This is a genomic window from Marivita sp. S0852 (genome assembly GCF_046591575.1).
Lineage (GTDB): Bacteria > Pseudomonadota > Alphaproteobacteria > Rhodobacterales > Rhodobacteraceae > Marivita.
This window is the reverse complement of sequence record NZ_JBIQWA010000012.1, coordinates 21,394-38,191: the sequence shown is the minus strand read 5'-3', so window position 1 is coordinate 38,191 and position 16,798 is coordinate 21,394. Positions and strand designations below refer to the sequence as shown.

The window sequence follows — 16,798 nt, the reverse complement described above, 5'->3', positions numbered from 1 at the left end:
GGCGTGTCTCCGGTCTTGCTGCTCGACAGTTGCGGGCAGCCTTGGGCCGATTTATCCAGGGTGTCAATGCAGGCGGGCAATGCGTTGCTGAAGATCTGCCCTGCGCCAAAGCACAACAGGATGATCCCCGTCGCGCTGGGCGACCGACGCGATCCGACCGGGGCTGAGGCCGGGAAGCCCTGAAAACACGTCAAACAAAGCATCCGCACCTTCGGCGGTAAGCGGAATATGCAGGGCCGGTCCGTTGTCATGTGTGATTACCCAGGTCGCAGGATGCTGCGTTGGGTCAAAATTCAGCGACGTGATGGCATCAACATCAACCAACCCGCCGGTTAGGGGGCCGAAATATCCGATCCGCCGCTCTATCACCTGAACCACTCCCGGGCCGCCACCGCCATGGCGCGACCGGCCTTTTTGCAGACCCGCCACCCCCAACGCAGCGCCAACAAGAATGGCAAGATACCCGATCCACGACAGCAGCCCCGGAGTGACGCCAAAACTCCAATACAGACCCAGAACAAGGATCGCCGCACCAATAAGCGCCTCGCGCCACCGCATCAGATGGGCCCGTGCTGCAGGGCGCACGAAACTCATGCCCAGTCTCCAAGCGCCATCTGCCACAGGGTCAAAGCCGCAACCGCCGCCGTGTCGGCGCGTAAAATCCGGGGGCCAAGGCTGATCGGATGGGCATGATCCAGATGATGCAGACGATCCCGCTCATCCGGTGAAAAGCCGCCTTCCGGACCGATCAGAATGGCCCACGGCCCCGATTTTGAGGGCAGACGTTCCGCATCTCCGGCCAGTGTTTCGTCACAAAACGCGATATAGCGCGATGTGTCCCAGGTCTTGAGCACCTGATCCAGCTTGGTCAGCGCGGCAACCTCCGGCACAAACGTGGCACCACATTGCTCTGCCGCTTCGACCGCGTGGGCTTGCAGCCGGTCCTGTCGAATGCGGTCCGAATTCGTGAATGCCGTCTGAACGGGCAGAATGCGCCGCACCCCCATCTCGACAGCCTTTTCGACAATAAAATCGGTGCGCGCCTTTTTGATCGGGGCAAACAGCAGCCACAGGTCCGGGGGCAGGCTTTGCGGCTTGGATGGCTGCTCACAGACCAAAACTCCACCGCGCTTGCCCGCCTCGGCCACATGCGCCTGCCACTCGCCGTCGGCACCATTGAACAACGCCACATTTGATCCGACCGACACACGCATCACGCCAAACAGGTAATGCGCCTGCTCCCGCGTCAGAGGGACCGGTTGTGCCACCCCAAGCGGGTGATCTACAAAAAGTCTGATCTTTGCACTCATGGAGCAACACATATGTCCGGCCCGCAGACAACACCAGACCACACGGGTCAGGTCGCCGACGCCGTTTCGGGCAATTGGGTGGACACGCGCGCTCCGAAATGGGCACGTCCCTATCTGCGATTGTCCCGCGCGGATCGACCTATCGGAACGTGGTTGCTCTATCTTCCCTGCGTCTGGGGTACGTTGTTGGCCATGTTTCACACCGGAAACATGCGCCTTTTTGATCTTTGGATCATCGCTGGCTGCGGGATCGGGGCGATCCTGATGCGCGGTGCGGGCTGTACCTGGAATGACATCACCGACCGCGATTTTGACGGCTCGGTTGCGCGCACGGCCTCCCGGCCGATTCCGTCGGGCCAAACCACAGCGAAAAAGGCACTGGCCTGGGCCGTTTTGCAATCGCTGGTCGCCTTGCTGATCCTGATCACCTTTCCGACCCAGGCGATTCTGCTTGGGATCGTCGCACTTGTTCCGGTGGCGATTTATCCCTTTGCCAAACGAATCACATGGTGGCCGCAGGTGTTTCTGGGGCTCGCGTTCAATTGGGGGGCATTGCTGGCCTGGACGGCACATACCAGAGAACTTCAATGGCCTGCGGTCGTGTTATACGCGTCAGGACTGGTCTGGACGCTGTTTTACGACACCATCTATGCCCATCAGGATATCGAAGACGACGCGTTGATCGGTGTCAAATCAACAGCGCGGCTGTTCGGCGACGAAACGCCCAAATACCTTGCATGGTTTTTGGTGATCTGTGTTGCTTTGATGGGCTACGCCATCATTCTGGCGGCCCCACGCGGCGACATCTTTGCGCTCTTGGTGGCGCTTGTCGGGCCGTGGGCGATGGGCTGGCACATGCTGTGGCAGCTGCGGCGGCTTAAACTGGATGATGGGGATCGTTTGCTTGAACTGTTCCGATCCAACCGAAATGCCGCACTTTTGCCCGTGCTGTTTTTCGCCATTGCCGTGCTGGTATGATTGCACTCCTGCGTCCTGAGGCGTATCGCTAAACCAACCTCATCTGACGCGGAATGCCGATGCGCCTATCCTCTGTTTTCATTCTGGCAATGGCCTTTTTTTCTGCGGCTGTCCTAAGCCTGGCGGCAGCGTGGTTTTCGGCGGGTGTCGTTGAAAACAGCTCTGAACAGGCGGTGCGCACGGAACTGGATCGCGATGCCCTGACCTGGGCGGATGTCGATACCAACGGGTTGCAGGTTTTCCTGATCGGCACCGCCCCCACCGAAGCCGCGCGATTTCAGGCGTTAAGTGCGGCAGGTCGCGTTGTCGACACCGCGCGTGTGATTGATCAGATCGACATCGTTGACAGCGACCGCCTTGCTCCGCCCCGGTTTTCAATCGAAGTCTTGCGAACGGATGGCGGCATTTCCCTGATCGGCCTCATGCCCGCCGAAACCGACCGAGAGGATCTTGTCGCCCGAATCGAACGGGCCGTTCCGGACGTGCCGGTGGCTGACCTGCTGGAGGTGGCGGATTATCCGGTGCCCGACGGCTGGGACAATGCCCTTGATTATTCTGTGTCGGTGCTGCGCATTCTGGATCGGTCGAAAATCTCGATCGAGGCGGGCCGCGTGTCCATCAAAGGGGCGGTTGACAGCGAAGACACGCGACGCCGTGTCGAAGCCGATCTTGCCCGCCGCGCTGGTGATGATCTGCGGCTGGCGCTCGAAATCACCGCGCCGCGTCCGGTGATTTCGCCGTTCACCCTGCGCTTTATTCAGGATGCAGAGGGTGCCCGCTTTGACGCCTGTTCTGCCCCGACCGAGGCGGACCGGACGACCATTCTGGAAGCCGCCGCGGCGGCCGGTCTGACGGGCAAGGTAGAGTGTCGTCTGGGCCTGGGAACACCGACCAGCGCGTGGGGCGAGGCCGCCGCGATGGGAATCACCGCCATTGACCAGCTGGGGGGCGGCAGCATCACCTTTGCCGATGTCGATGTAACCGTCTTTGCCCTGGAAGGCACCGATCAAAGCCTGTTTGACCGCGTCGTCGGTGAGCTTGAGAACGATTTGCCGGGTGTTTTTGTTGTCAAAGCCACCCTGCCGAAACCGCCCGCAGAAGAGCCCGCAGGTATCCCGGAATTCACCGCAACCCGCAGCCCGGAAGGCGATGTTCAATTGCGCGGGCGCATCAACAGCGAGATTTCGCGCCAGACCGCAGACAGCTTTGCCCGCGCTGTTTTCGGCTCCAGCACGGTGCGCACAACCGCACGGGTGGATGAAACTCTGCCGCCAAGCTGGTCCAACCGGGTGTTGGCGGGTCTCGAAGCCTTGTCGCGCTTGTCCAACGGGGCGGTTCTTGTCACGCCGGACGCGCTGACCGTGTCCGGCAACACCGGCAACCAGAATGCCAGTTCCGAAATTGCCGGGCTGCTTGCGGAAAAGCTGGGCAATGCCGAAGAATACGAGATCTCGGTCACCTATCAGGAAAAGCTTGATCCGCTTCTGGGCATTCCAACCCCTGAAGAATGCGAGGCGCAGATCGTTGAAATCATCGGCGACCGCAAGATTTCCTTCGAACCCGGATCGGCGACGCTTGATGCCTCGACCCAGGACATCATGGACGAAATCGCAGAGCTGCTGAATTTGTGCGGGGATATCCCACTTGTCATCGCGGGTCATACCGACAGCCAGGGGCGCGAGGTCATGAACCTGCAACTGAGCAAGGATCGTGCCCAATCGGTGCTGGATGCCTTGCGAGAGCGGCGCGTCCTGACCGCCAGCTACCAGGTGCGCGGCTACGGCGAAGAGCGTCCGATCGCAAGCAATGACACCGAAGAAGGCCGCGAAGCCAACCGCCGGATCGAATTCAAGCTGCTTCGCCCCGAACCCACCCCGGATTCCGAGACAACGCTGGAGAGTATTGAACAATCCGCGCCAACGGGCGAAACAGCCGAAACTGACGGCGCCGAAGGAACACCCGATGAACAGAACTGAGTTTGTCATTACAACAGCGATCATTCTGTTTGTCGCGTTTTGTCTGGGCTGGTTTGCCAATTGGCTTGTGCACCGTTTCACTCGGGTCAGTCAGGCCGACATGGACCAACTTGAGCGCATGAGCCAGGAATTGCACGAAGCCGAAGAAACCCGCGATCAGGCGATCACCTATCTGCAGCAGCGAGAGGCCGAACTGACCAATCAACTGGCCCAGACCGAAGCCGAGCTGTCCGCCGCAATGGAAGGCTTGCGCGACGCGCGGCAAGAGGCCGAGGAAATGCGGGCCCATATGGAACGGATGAACGCATCCTAAATCGACGGCGGTGCGCGTATGTGTTGCCCTGTCCAAAGACTCTGACGCACAGCGTCAGTTTTGCGCTGCTGATGCTGAGCTGGAATAGACCCTTCGGGACATATCTCTGAGCGGCTAGGATCGTGCTGTGACGAGAGTACACATGGAACAGACCGCTCATGCCACATACTCAACAGCCCGGCGTCAACATCAACTTCGTTGGGCTGATCGCGGCCAATACGATCCTGGGATCTGTCATGCCCATGCTGATCATTCTGGGTGGTCTGGCAGGGGTTCTGCTTGCTCCTCACCCGGCCCTCGCCACCCTGCCGCCCTCGGTGCAAACCTTTGCAGGGCTTGTCGTGACAGGGCCGTTTTTACTTTTGATGGGCCGTTATGGGCGCAGAGTTGGCTTTCTTGTCGGAGGGCTGGCCGCGATTGCGGGCGGCCGTGCGGGAAACAGGGGCATGCCCAAAGGTTAACAGAACTTTAATAGGTCCGTTTCGGTCTCAATGTTTCGCGTGCGAAACAATAGGGCCAAAACGGACCTATCTGCGTTTGCGGGAATTTTGCTTGCGCAGACTGCGTGTGCTGCGGGCGTGAAAATCGCCCGGTCTTTTCGACACCCACTTGAAAAACGCTGCCAGTTTCGGATGTGCCCTCAGTGCCTCGGGTGTGTTATAGTCACGCGCGAGTTCGGCTTCGGTTAGGGTTGCGTGAATTTCGTTATGGCACATCTGGTGGATCAGAATCGTCGGCCCGCCTTTGCCGCCTTTCAGCTTGGGTACCAGATGATGTTGGCTTTGTTTTACACCCGCCGGGATCGGGCGCAGGCACAAAGGACAAATCGGGTCTGAATGCGACATGGGTGTTTCGGCTCTGGTTCGGGCACTTGTGCAAGCGGGTGGCTCAAGGCATCAAGCTGAGATGGATCAAAGAGATTTCAAGGGAATCGCCATGGAGTGGGATCTCCTTGCACGCCATCGCATAATTCAGCACGCGGCGGCCACCGCGCGGTCGGTCCACGAGATTGCGCGGCGCGGCTTTGCCGACAGCGGCGTTGATGTCGACATGCGCAACGCTCCGGACGCGGCATGACAGATGCGCTGGTCATCGGTGGCGGACCTGCCGGGTTGATGGCGGCGGATGCTCTATTGACGGCGGGTCGGGCGGTGACACTGGTCGATGCGAAACCGTCTTTGGGTCGCAAATTCCTTATGGCGGGCAAGTCCGGTCTGAACCTGACCAAGATGCAGGCCATGGAACCGTTTCTTGAGGCGTACGGCACGGCTCCACCCGTGCTGACGGACAGCCTGACCGCGTTTGGACCAAAGCATGTGCAGGCATGGGCAGAGGGGCTGGGACAAAGCACGTTCACAGGGTCAACGGGGCGGCTTTTCCCAACGGCCATGAAGGCATCGCCCTTGTTGCGCGCATGGTTGGCCCGTCTGGATGGCATGGGGCTGTATCGGCAGACGCGGTGGCGCTGGACCGGGTGGGACAGGAACACATTCGTGTTTGATACCCCGGATGGACAGCGCGTTCTGACGCCGCGCGTGACGGCCCTTGCATTGGGCGGGGCGAGTTGGGCGCGACTGGGGTCGGACGGAGAATGGGCAAAGCTGTTTGCGCAACAGGGTATTGCGCTATCGGCATTTGCGCCCTCGAATTCCGGGGTGCGTGTGACTTGGTCTTCCCACATGACCCGGCATTTCGGCGCACCTTTGAAGAACATTGCCTTACATGCGGGCCCAAAGATGTCTCGGGGAGAGATCGTGATTTCCGAGCGCGGGCTAGAGGGTGGGGGTGTGTATTCGCTCACGCCTGCGCTGCGGGAGGGGGCAGATCTGCATCTGGATCTGCTACCCGATCTGACGCCGGATGCGATTGCTGCGAAACTGTCCAAGACACAAGGCAAACAGAGTTTAAGCAATCACTTGCGACGCAGGTTGAAACTGTCATCTGCGGCACAGGCCGTCATGCGGGAATTTGTTCCAAACGTTCCGACCGACACCGTTTCGCTGGCCGCCGTATTAAAAGCCATTCCGATCCGGCACGCGGGTTTGCGGCCGATGGACGAGGCGATTTCAACCGCCGGCGGGGTGGCCTTTGCCGCGCTTGACGATAGGCTGATGCTGCGGGATCGACCGGGCGTGTTTTGTGCCGGTGAAATGCTGGATTGGGATGCGCCGACGGGCGGTTATCTTTTGACCGCCTGTTTCGCCACCGGGCTTTGGGCCGGACGGCACGCGGCGGAGTTTAACCGTCCGTGACGTGACGTCGGGGCGTGACAGGTCAACTTGGCACGTGGCACCAACGCGCAAAGGGAGGCCGTCATGACCAGCTATCCACATATGCTTGCCCCGTTGGACCTTGGGTTCACGACGCTGAAAAACCGCGTGCTCATGGGGTCGATGCACACGAACCTTGAAGAAACCGGCGACTGGAACCGCGCGGCGGAATTCTATGCCGCGCGGGCGCGGGGTGGGGTGGCTTTGATGGTCACGGGCGGCATGGCCCCGAATCGCGAAGGCGGGGTGTTTCCGGGGGCGTCGGGTTTGTTTTCGGATCAGGACATTGCAAACCACCGGTTGGTGACAGATCGTGTTCATGAGGCTGACGGCAAGATCGCGATGCAGATTTTGCATGCGGGGCGCTATGCTTATGGCAAGGAATGTGTGGCCCCGTCTGCCATCAAATCGCCGATCTCTCCTTTTGTGCCGACAGAGTTGGACGAGGATGGTATCGAAAAGCAGATCGCCGACATCGTGACCGCCGCGAAACGGGCAAAAGAGGCGGGGTATGACGGGGTCGAGGTGATGGGATCGGAAGGGTACTTCATCAACCAGTTTCTTGTCACCCACACCAACAAACGTACGGATCGGTGGGGTGGGTCGTACGAAAACCGGATGCGTCTGCCGATCGAAGTGGTCCGCCGGGTGCGCGCGGCGGTGGGGCCGGAGTTCATTGTGATCTACCGGTTGTCGATGATTGACCTTGTGCCAAACGGATCGACCCACGACGAGGTGGTCCAACTTGCCCAAGAGATCGAAAAGGCCGGGGCCACGCTGATCAATACCGGCATCGGTTGGCACGAGGCGCGGATTCCGACGATTGCCACCAGCGTGCCGCGCGCGGCCTTTGCCTGGGTGACGAAAAAGCTGATGGGCAAGGTGGGGATACCGGTGATCACATCAAACCGGATCAACACGCCCGAGGTGGCCGAAGAGGTGCTGGCCGAGGGCTGTGCCGATATGGTGTCGATGGCGCGGCCATTCCTGGCTGATCCGGATTTCGTTGCGAAAGCGATGGCGGGTGAGGCGGCCCAGATCGCGCCCTGTATTGCGTGCAATCAGGCTTGTCTGGACCATACGTTTCAGATGAAAATCTCGTCTTGCCTTGTGAATCCGAGGGCTTGTTTCGAGACCGAGTTGAAAGTCGAACAAACTGCCAATCCCCAGCGCGTTGCAGTTGTCGGGGCCGGACCTGCGGGGCTGTCCACGGCGATCACGGCGGCAGAGCGGGGGCACGATGTGACGCTGTTCGACAAGGCCCACGAAATTGGGGGACAGCTGAATATGGCAAAACAGGTTCCGGGCAAGGAAGAGTTCTGGGGGCTGGTTGATTGGTATCGCACCATGCTGTCCAAAACCGGTGTTACGGTTGTTCTGGGTCAAGAGGTTGGTGCCGATGATCTGGACGGATTTGATCATGTGGTGATTGCCACAGGTGTCATTCCGCGTGATCCGGGCATTCCCGGCCAGGACGGGGACAACGTGTTGAGTTATGTCGATGTGCTGCGTGGCAATGCCCCGGTCGGGCAAAATGTCGCCGTCGTCGGCGCAGGGGGGATCGGATTTGACGTTTCGGAATACCTTGTCCACGAAGGAGACAGCCCGACCGAGAATCTGCCGGAGTGGATGACCGAATGGGGCATCACGGACCCGGCCAAGGAACGCTCTGGGTTGTCGCCGGACGGACCACAGCCCACACCGCCTGCGCGCGCGGTCACCTTATTGCAGCGCAAGGCCGAGAAGCCCGGCAAGCGGCTGGGCAAAACCACGGGCTGGATTCATCGGATGAGTCTTATGATGAAAGACGTGCAGATGAAGGCAGGCGTGAATTATGAACGCATTGACGCTGACGGCTTGCATATTTCCTATGGCGCATCGCGGGAGCGGCCTGAAATGATTGCCTGTGATACGGTTGTGTTATGTGCCGGGCAGTTGCCGGAGCGGTCATTGGCGGATGCGTTGGAGGCAAAAGGCGTTGCGTGCCATGTGATCGGCGGAGCGGATGTGGCGGCAGAGCTGGATGCCAAGCGCGCGATTGATCAGGGCACACGATTGGCGGCAACGCTGTAAGGAACGTCTTGGCCTGATGATGCGTTGAGGGATCAGACAACGGGGCGTGAGGCCCCGTTTGGAGATTCATCAAATCAGGAGGTCACCCATGCCTGCAATCAATGACGCGAAAATTCTACTTATTTCGACCCACGGGTTTGAGCAATCAGAGCTTGAATTCCCCCGCGACCAACTGCGCGCCAAAGGTGCCGATCTGCATGTGGCAACGCTTGACGGCAAGGCCATCAAGGGTTGGGAAGGCAGCGACTGGGGCCGTGAAGCCGAAGCGGATGCCAAGATTTCCGAGGTGAGGGCTGATGATTACGACGCGCTGGTCATTCCCGGCGGTCAGATCAACCCGGACCTGTTGCGCGTCGATGACGACGTATTAACGCTGGTCCGCGCTTTCCACGATCAGGGCAAAACGATTGCCGCGGTGTGTCACGCCCCCTGGGTTTTGATCGAGGCCGGGATTTTGAAGGGCCGCGATGCCACTTCTTATCATTCGATCAAAACCGATGTGAAAAACGCCGGTGCCAATTGGAAGAATGAAGAGGTTGTTGTCGATCAGGCGATTGTAACAAGTCGTCAGCCAGACGACCTGAAGGCGTTTGTCAGCAAGATCGTTGAAGAGATCGAAGAGGGCAAACATCTGCGAAAAGCAGCGTAAGCCTTTGGCAAAACTCAGATAAGCCGGGCCTTGCGCCCGGCTTTTGTTTATTCAGTGACGGTAATGGTGATGCGCTCACTGACCACGGGCGGATTGTGCGGGATGTGGAAGTGATCCCCAAGTACCAGCTGAACGGTGTATTCGCCGGGTTCAAGATCAAGCGACACCTCGGTTTGACCGCCGCCAAAGTGGATGTGATTGTCATCGCTGGGAATCCCGTTCGCGGCAATCTCGGCATCGTTCTCGGCCTCACCGAAGGCGGGGCGATTGAGGTAGATATGGTGGTGCCCGGTCTGTTCCTTTTCAACACCGGCGGGGGCAACGCCCATGCCTTGCAGACCGAATTTGATCTGGACGGGTGATTGAACCGTGGCCCCGTCTTCCAGATTGATGATATAGAGCGCCGCGTCCTCCGGTGCCGGTGTGTCGCTGGCCCATGCTGCACCAATGGTGGACAACGCCAAGGCCGCCCCAAAGACAAAATGCTTCATTTCTTCCTCCCATATTCGGACGCCGCCGACCTGTGTCGGATAGGCTTCCTTAGGGTAAGGTAGCCTAAAAAAAGCGCGTGCCAAGGCATGTTGGCCTTTGGGCGGGCTGTTTCCCGAAGGACGACATTGCCGAATAAAACCCAGATATTGTCTGCAGTGCGCCCAAGTCACGCCTGATTTGACGGCCATACCCTATCTCGACAAACACGAGGAATACGTATGGACCGTCTTACCGAAATGGAGGCCTTTGCCACGGTTGTGGATCAAGGTGGCTTCACCGATGCGGCCAAAAAGATGGGCATTTCCAAATCGGCAGTGTCCAAGCATGTGTCCAGCCTTGAGGCGCGATTGGGAGCACGGCTTTTGAACCGGACAACACGGCGGGTCAGCCCGACTGAAATTGGCTTGGCGTATTATGATCGCGCCCGGCGCGTGTTGAACGATGCGGGCGAGGCGGACGCCTTGGTCACATCAATGCAATCCGCCCCGTCTGGCCTGCTGCGGATTTCCGTGGCGACGGATTTTGGCGTGAATCACCTGTCTCCGGTTCTGGGGGATTTCTTAACGGATTTTCCGGACATTACCGTCAATATGGTGCTGAACAACCGCTATGTGGAACTGATCTCGGAAGGGTTTGACATGGCGGTGCGCATTGGCGAGCTGGAGGACAGCACGCTGCGCGCCCGCAAACTGACGGAGACGACCAAGCGCATGATCGCCTCGCCCGGCTATTTTGAGGAATATGGCCGTCCGCGCCGGATTGACGACCTGAACGAGCACAAGCTTTTGCATTACTCCAACCAATCCAGTGGCAATGTCTGGAAAGTGACGGCACCATCGGGTGAGAAGCGTCAGGTGCGCACGGCGGGATGGTTGTCTGTGAATGACGGTCAATCGCTGTTGAACGCCTGTGTTGCGGGACTTGGCATCGCGTATTTGCCGTCCTTCCTGTACGCCGATGCGATGGAGCAAGGGCTGGTTGAGGATGCTATTCCGGACCTGCCGGTCGACACGCAGGGCATTTATGCGGTGTATCCTCCGGGTCGGTTTACGCAGCCGAAAGTGCGCGCTTTCATTGATTTTCTGGTACATCAGTTCGGCGATAAGGGCCCCAAGGACTGGTAGTTTCATCTTCCCTTGTCTGTACACAGACACACCTTGCGCCCCGGTCTGCTGTTCCGGGGCGCTTTTTTGTGGGCACCGGGTTGCGGCGCGGCGCGGTCAGGGGCAGTGTCTGGCGGTGATTGAACCGGAGCGTTGCCATGCCGTTTACCCTTGCCACCTGGAACATCAATTCCGTTCGTCTGCGAGAAGGGTTGGTTGCCAGATTGCTGGCCGAAGAAGGGCCGGATGTGCTGTGTCTTCAGGAATGCAAAAGCCCGGTTGATAAAATTCCGGTGGAGCAGTTTCAGGCCCTGGGCTATGGCCACATGATTGCCCGGGGGCAGAAAGGGTATAATGGCGTGGCCATTCTTTCCAAGCTGCCGATCGAAGATATCGGGGATCAGGACTTTGCCTCTTTGGGCCATGCGCGCCATGTTGCGGGGCGGTTGGAAAACGGGGTTACGGTTCACAATTTTTACGTGCCTGCGGGCGGCGATGTGCCGGACCGCGCGGTGAACGAGAAATTTGGTCAGAAGCTTGATTACCTGACAGATATGCGAGATTGGTTTAAGGCTGAACAACCGGAAAAAGCGATCCTTGTCGGCGATCTGAACATTGCGCCGCGTGAGGATGATGTGTGGTCGCATAAGCAGCTATTGAAAGTTGTCAGCCACACGCCGATTGAAGTCGATCATCTGGCCGAAACCCAGGACGCGGGGGGCTGGGTGGATATCACCCGGCAGGATATTCCCGATGGTTTGCTGTATTCGTGGTGGTCTTACCGAGCCAAGGATTGGGACGCGGCCGACAAGGGGCGGCGTCTGGACCATGTCTGGGCGACGGCGGATATTTCCAATGCGGCACATTCAAGCCGTGTGTTGCGCGACGCGCGCGGTTGGGAAAAGCCCAGCGACCATGCGCCGGTTTTTGCGACGTTTGACTTGTAAGCGGGGCTGACTCGGCAGAATTTCTGCATCCGCAGCGTGTTTCGTTTTGTCCCGTTGCGGACCCCCGGTGCGGGGTTGTTATCCTGACACATAACGCTTGGCCAAAATCAGGTGTGTTGGGAGGACGCGAATGACAGAGTCTGAACTGCTTGATGCGCTGCGAAAAACAGTGGGCGCGCGTCACGTCCTGACCGGGGACAAGCAGACAGAACGCTTTCGAAAAGGGTTCAGATCGGGGGAGGGTGATGCGCTTGCGGTTGTGCAGCCCGCGACGGTTTTGGAACAATGGCGGGTGCTGCAAGCCTGCGTGGCGGCGGACAAGATTGTTATCATGCAGGCCGCCAACACCGGGTTGACCGAAGGGTCGACACCCAAGGGCACTTATGATCGTGATGTCGTTCTGATCAACACGCGCCGGATGGATGCGATTCACACGATCAAGGGCGGCGCACAGGTTGTCAGCTTGCCGGGTGCCACCTTGTTCGCGCTTGAAAAGCTGCTTAAACCGCTTGGCCGGCAACCGCATTCGGTGATCGGATCGTCCTGTATCGGCGCGTCAATCATTGGCGGGGTGTGCAACAATTCGGGTGGATCGCTGATTGAACGCGGCCCCAGCTATACCGAGCTGTCGCTTTTTGCGCGGGTTACGGAGGATGGGGATCTGGAGTTGGTGAATCATCTGGGTATCGCGCTGGGCGACACGCCAGAAGAGATCCTGAGCAATGTGCAGAACGGCAAATTTTCCGATGCCGATCTGGAGGCCACTAACAAGCGCGCGTCGGATACGGAATATCACCGGCGTGTGCGCGATGTGGATGCCGACAGCCCGGCGCGGTTCAATGCGGACAAACGCCGACTTTACGAAGCTGCGGGATGTGCCGGGAAACTGGCGGTGTTTGCGGTGCGTCTGGACACCTATCCGATCAATCGGGATGAACAGACCTTTTACATCGGGACCAACGATCCCGACGCGTTGACGGATTTGCGGCGACATATTTTAACCAATTTTGACAGCCTGCCTGTGTCGGGCGAATACATGCAGCGCGAGATTTTCGATATCTCGGAGACGTATGGCAAAGACACTGTGCTGATGATCGATTGGCTGGGCACCGACAAGCTGCCCATGTTTTTTGCCTTGAAAGGGGCTGTTGACGCCCGGTTGAACAAGTTTGCGTTGACCCGCGGGTTCACCGACAAATTCATGCAGGTGTTTGCCCGTTTGATGCCCAGAGCACTGCCACAGCGCCTGATGGATTATCGGGATTTGTATGAACATCATTTGATTCTGAAAATGCGGGATGGCGGTGTTTCCGAGGCGCGCGCGTTTCTGAGCACATTTTTTGAAGGCCGGGACGGCGGTTTTTTTGAATGTACGCCGCGCGAGGGCAAGCTGGCTGGGCTGAACCGCTTTGCTGCTGCGGGGGCCGCGATTCGCTACCAGAACATCCACCGGTCCGATGTCGAGGATATCCTTGCCTTGGATATTGCGTTGAAGCGGAATGAGCGCGCGTGGCTGGAAGATTTGCCGCCGTCGATTGCCGACAAGCTGGTTCACAAGCTGTATTACGGGCATTTCTTCTGTCACGTCCTGCATCAGGATTACATCGTGAAAAAGGGTGTCGATGTGGCGGCGCTTAAGGCCGAGATGCTGGAATTGTTGGACCAGCGCGGTGCGGAATACCCGGCAGAGCATAATGTGGGGCATATCTACAGGGCCAAACCAGATCTTGCGGACTTCTACCAAAGCATTGACCCGACGAACGCCTTCAATCCCGGTATTGGCAAGACGTCGAGGCGCAAGCATTACGCATGATGTTTCGTTTAGCGCTAAACCATTTGCCATGCACACGGCGCATGGAGGATATGTCCTGGCGATACTGCCGTGGCGGAAAGCAACATGTTAGACGGCGCTAAATTTGGGGGAACCTTTCTTTTTGAGAACTGGTTCACCTGTAAACTATTGGCCGGATTGGCCGACCTAAGGGAAGAGGGACCATGAAAGACAGCCCGAACGACATTGATCCAGTCGAATCGCAAGAGTGGCAGGATGCAATCGAAGATGTAATTCTTCGCGACGGCGCGGATCGCGCGCACTATCTTTTGGACAAAGCCGTGCAACAGGCGCGCGCCAACGGTGCCAAGCTGCCGTTTTCGGCGACCACGCCGTACCAGAACACGATTGCGTCTGATGACGAGGTCGACATCCCCGGCGACACCGAAATGGAGTGGCGCATCCGGACCATCAACCGCTGGAACGCGATGGCAACGGTGGTCAAGCGGAACAAGGTCAGCAGCGAATATGGCGGGCATATCGCGTCGTTTGCATCGTCTGCTGCGCTTTATGATATTGGTCTGAACCACTTCTGGCGCGCGAAATCCGCGATCCATGGTGGTGATCTGGTGTTTTTTCAGGGCCATGTGATCCCCGGCATTTATGCACGGTCGTTCATGGAAGGGCGGATCAGCGTTGAACAGCTTGAGAATTTCCGGTCCGAAGTCGCGGGCGGTGGTCTGTCGTCTTATCCGCACCCGTGGCTGATGCCGGATTATTGGCAGTTTCCAACGGTTTCGATGGGTCTGGGACCGCTGATGGCGATCTACCAGGCGCGGTTCATGAAATATATGCACAACCGGGGTCTTATTGATGCCGCCGATCGCAAGGTCTGGTGTTTCCTGGGTGACGGCGAAATGGACGAACCCGAAAGCCGGGGTGCCATTGATCTGGCCCACCGCGAGGGGCTGGATAACCTGATTTTTGTGGTGAACTGTAACCTGCAGCGCCTTGATGGCCCTGTGCGGGGTAACGGCAAGATCGTTCAAGAGCTTGAGGGCGATTTCCGCGGTGCCGGTTGGGATGTGATCAAGCTGTTGTGGGGCAAAGGCTGGGACGAGCTTTTGGAGAAAGACACATCCGGCAAACTGCGTCAGTTGATGGATGAAACCGTCGATGGCGATTACCAGACGTTCAAATCCAAAGATGGTGCCTATATCCGCAAGCATTTCTTTGGCAAGTATCCTGAAACGGCTGCTTTGGTCGAGGACTGGACCGACGATCAGATCTGGGCACTGCGGCGTGGCGGGCATGATCCGAAGAAGGTGTATAATGCCTTTCTGCGGGCCACCCAGGCCAAGGGCACACCCACATGTCTGTTGATCAAGACGGTCAAGGGCTACGGCATGGGCACGGCTGGTGAGGGTCAGAACACGACCCACCAGCAAAAGAAAATGCAGTTTGACCAGCTTAAGGCGATGCGGGATCGGTTCCAGATTCCTGTCACCGATGAAGAGCTGGAAAAAGATGTTCCGTTCGTCAGCCTGAACAACGCGCAAAAGGCCTATATGGCGGATCGGCGTAAGGAATTGGGCGGCGAATTTCCAAAGCGGGATTGGCGCGACACACCAAAGCTGGATATTCCAGCATTGGACAAGTTCAAAGGTCAGTTGGAGAGCACGGGCGACCGTGAAATCTCGACCACGATGGCATTTGTTCGCATCCTGACGACCTTGCTGCGGGACAAGCAGATCGGCAAGAACGTGGTGCCGATTGTGCCGGATGAAAGCCGCACCTTCGGGATGGAGGGTCTGTTCCGGTCGGTGGGGATCTATAATCCGCTGGGGCAGCATTATACGCCCGAAGACCGCGACCAGATGATGTATTACAAGGAAAGCGAAAGCGGTCAGGTGCTTCAGGAAGGCATCAACGAAGCGGGGGCCATGGCCGATTGGATCGCGGCCGCCACGTCTTATTCGAACCATGGCGTGCCGATGATCCCGTTCTTCATTTACTATTCGATGTTCGGCTTCCAGCGGATCGGGGATCTGGCCTGGGCCGCAGGCGATAGCCGCGCGCGCGGGTTCATGCTGGGCGGCACCGCCGGGCGCACCACGCTGAACGGCGAAGGATTGCAGCACGAGGACGGGCACAGCCACATCCTTGCCAGCACCATCCCGAACTGTATCAGCTACGATCCGACCTTCAGCTACGAGGTCGCGGTGATCGTGCAACACGGGCTTCAGCGCATGTTCGTCGACCAGGAGGACGTGTATTTCTACCTGACCCTGATGAACGAGAACTATCAGCACCCCGAAATGCCCATGGGCGCGGAAGAGGGCATCATCAAGGGTCTTTACCGGATGTCCAAAACCGCCAAGCCGGGCAAGAAGCATGTCAACCTGATGGGCTCTGGCACGATCTTGGTGCAGGCGATCAAGGCGGCGGAAATGCTCAAGGAAGACTTCGGCGTGACGTCAGATATCTGGTCGGCGACATCGCTGAATGAACTGGCCCGCGACGGTCAGGATTGCGTGCGCCACAATCGCCTGAATCCGCTGGACGATCCCAAAGTGCCCTATGTGACACAGCAGCTTGAGCAGGCCAAAGGCCCGATCATTGCCGCGACCGATTATATGAAGAACTACGCCGAGCAAATCCGGGCGTTTGTTCCGGGGCGGTTCACGGTTCTGGGCACCGACGGCTATGGTCGGTCGGACAGCCGTTTGAATTTGCGTCGCTTCTTTGAAGTCGATGCAAATCACATTGCAGGTGCGGCGATGGTGGACCTCTACCATGAAGGTGCGGTTACTAAAAAAGACCTCGAAGCAGCCCTTAAGAAATACGACATCGACGGCAGCAAGCCGAACCCGCGTCTGGTTTGATCGGGAGGAGATGCGCGTCTGTCCAGCAAAA

The 16,798-nt window shown here is 58.4% G+C and carries 16 protein-coding genes; 12 read left to right on the top strand and 4 right to left on the bottom strand.

Translation table 11 applies throughout. The features are described 5' to 3' along the window. Positions 1-63: 63 nt before the first annotated feature. Together ACG74X_RS18875 and ACG74X_RS18870 are read right to left on the bottom strand one after the other, a co-directional pair. Positions 64-594, bottom strand: a complete 531-nt coding sequence (locus tag ACG74X_RS18875; RefSeq protein ID WP_411236819.1) for a hypothetical protein — start codon at positions 592-594, stop codon at positions 64-66. Next, positions 591-1,310: a 16S rRNA (uracil(1498)-N(3))-methyltransferase gene (locus tag ACG74X_RS18870; protein WP_411236817.1), complete on the bottom strand. Its 720-nt coding sequence runs from the start codon at positions 1,308-1,310 to the stop codon at positions 591-593. The genes ACG74X_RS18875 and ACG74X_RS18870 overlap by 4 nt, the downstream gene beginning before the upstream one ends. Positions 1,311-1,322: 12 nt before the next feature. Here ACG74X_RS18870 and ubiA point away from each other — a divergent pair, with 12 nt between their 5' ends. The 4 genes from ubiA to ACG74X_RS18850 all read left to right on the top strand — a co-directional run bounded on the left by ubiA (position 1,323) and on the right by ACG74X_RS18850 (position 5,038). Further along, positions 1,323-2,288 (top strand): 4-hydroxybenzoate octaprenyltransferase, encoded by a 966-nt coding sequence (gene ubiA, locus ACG74X_RS18865; protein ID WP_411236815.1) that lies wholly within the window; start codon positions 1,323-1,325, stop codon positions 2,286-2,288. Positions 2,289-2,377: 89 nt separating this feature from the next. After that, positions 2,378-4,264, top strand: a complete 1,887-nt coding sequence (locus ACG74X_RS18860) for an OmpA family protein (protein ID WP_411236813.1) — start codon at positions 2,378-2,380, stop codon at positions 4,262-4,264. Further along, positions 4,251-4,577 (top strand): hypothetical protein, encoded by a 327-nt coding sequence (locus ACG74X_RS18855; protein WP_411236811.1) that lies wholly within the window; start codon positions 4,251-4,253, stop codon positions 4,575-4,577. The genes ACG74X_RS18860 and ACG74X_RS18855 overlap by 14 nt, the downstream gene beginning before the upstream one ends. Positions 4,578-4,735: 158 nt before the next feature. Further along, a complete protein-coding gene (locus ACG74X_RS18850; RefSeq protein WP_411236809.1) occupies positions 4,736-5,038 on the top strand; it encodes a hypothetical protein in 303 nt (100 codons plus the stop codon). 66 nt (positions 5,039-5,104) lie between these two features. Here the strand turns inward: ACG74X_RS18850 and ACG74X_RS18845 are convergent, their stop codons facing one another. Beyond that, a complete protein-coding gene (locus ACG74X_RS18845; protein WP_411236807.1) occupies positions 5,105-5,422 on the bottom strand; it encodes an HNH endonuclease in 318 nt (105 codons plus the stop codon). 91 nt (positions 5,423-5,513) lie between these two features. Between ACG74X_RS18845 and ACG74X_RS18840 the strand changes: the two genes are divergently transcribed. The 4 genes from ACG74X_RS18840 to ACG74X_RS18825 all read left to right on the top strand — a co-directional run bounded on the left by ACG74X_RS18840 (position 5,514) and on the right by ACG74X_RS18825 (position 9,569). Then, on the top strand, positions 5,514-5,654 hold the full coding sequence (locus tag ACG74X_RS18840; protein WP_411236805.1) for a hypothetical protein: 141 nt from the start codon (positions 5,514-5,516) through the stop codon (positions 5,652-5,654). After that, on the top strand, positions 5,651-6,829 hold the full coding sequence (locus ACG74X_RS18835; protein WP_411236803.1) for a TIGR03862 family flavoprotein: 1,179 nt from the start codon (positions 5,651-5,653) through the stop codon (positions 6,827-6,829). The genes ACG74X_RS18840 and ACG74X_RS18835 overlap by 4 nt, the downstream gene beginning before the upstream one ends. Positions 6,830-6,892: 63 nt before the next feature. Further along, a complete protein-coding gene (locus ACG74X_RS18830) occupies positions 6,893-8,920 on the top strand; it encodes an FAD-dependent oxidoreductase (RefSeq protein ID WP_411236801.1) in 2,028 nt (675 codons plus the stop codon). 88 nt (positions 8,921-9,008) lie between these two features. Next, complete coding sequence (locus ACG74X_RS18825; RefSeq protein WP_411236799.1) at positions 9,009-9,569, top strand: type 1 glutamine amidotransferase domain-containing protein; 561 nt, start codon at positions 9,009-9,011, stop codon at positions 9,567-9,569. 47 nt (positions 9,570-9,616) lie between these two features. On the opposite strand, the gene ACG74X_RS18820 is transcribed toward ACG74X_RS18825, so the two are convergent. Further along, positions 9,617-10,060 (bottom strand): DUF4399 domain-containing protein, encoded by a 444-nt coding sequence (locus ACG74X_RS18820; RefSeq protein ID WP_411236797.1) that lies wholly within the window; start codon positions 10,058-10,060, stop codon positions 9,617-9,619. Between the two features lie 219 nt (positions 10,061-10,279). Here ACG74X_RS18820 and ACG74X_RS18815 point away from each other — a divergent pair, with 219 nt between their 5' ends. From ACG74X_RS18815 to aceE, 4 genes are all read left to right on the top strand, one after another. After that, on the top strand, positions 10,280-11,185 hold the full coding sequence (locus tag ACG74X_RS18815) for a LysR family transcriptional regulator (protein WP_411236795.1): 906 nt from the start codon (positions 10,280-10,282) through the stop codon (positions 11,183-11,185). Positions 11,186-11,322: 137 nt separating this feature from the next. After that, a complete protein-coding gene (locus ACG74X_RS18810; RefSeq protein ID WP_411236793.1) occupies positions 11,323-12,111 on the top strand; it encodes an exodeoxyribonuclease III in 789 nt (262 codons plus the stop codon). Between the two features lie 130 nt (positions 12,112-12,241). Next, positions 12,242-13,924, top strand: coding sequence for a D-lactate dehydrogenase (dld, locus tag ACG74X_RS18805; protein WP_411236791.1), 1,683 nt, complete (start codon positions 12,242-12,244; stop codon positions 13,922-13,924). Between the two features lie 182 nt (positions 13,925-14,106). Further along, entirely contained in the window at positions 14,107-16,767 is a 2,661-nt protein-coding gene (gene aceE / locus ACG74X_RS18800) for a pyruvate dehydrogenase (acetyl-transferring), homodimeric type (protein WP_411236789.1), read from the top strand. Positions 16,768-16,798 lie beyond the last annotated feature (31 nt).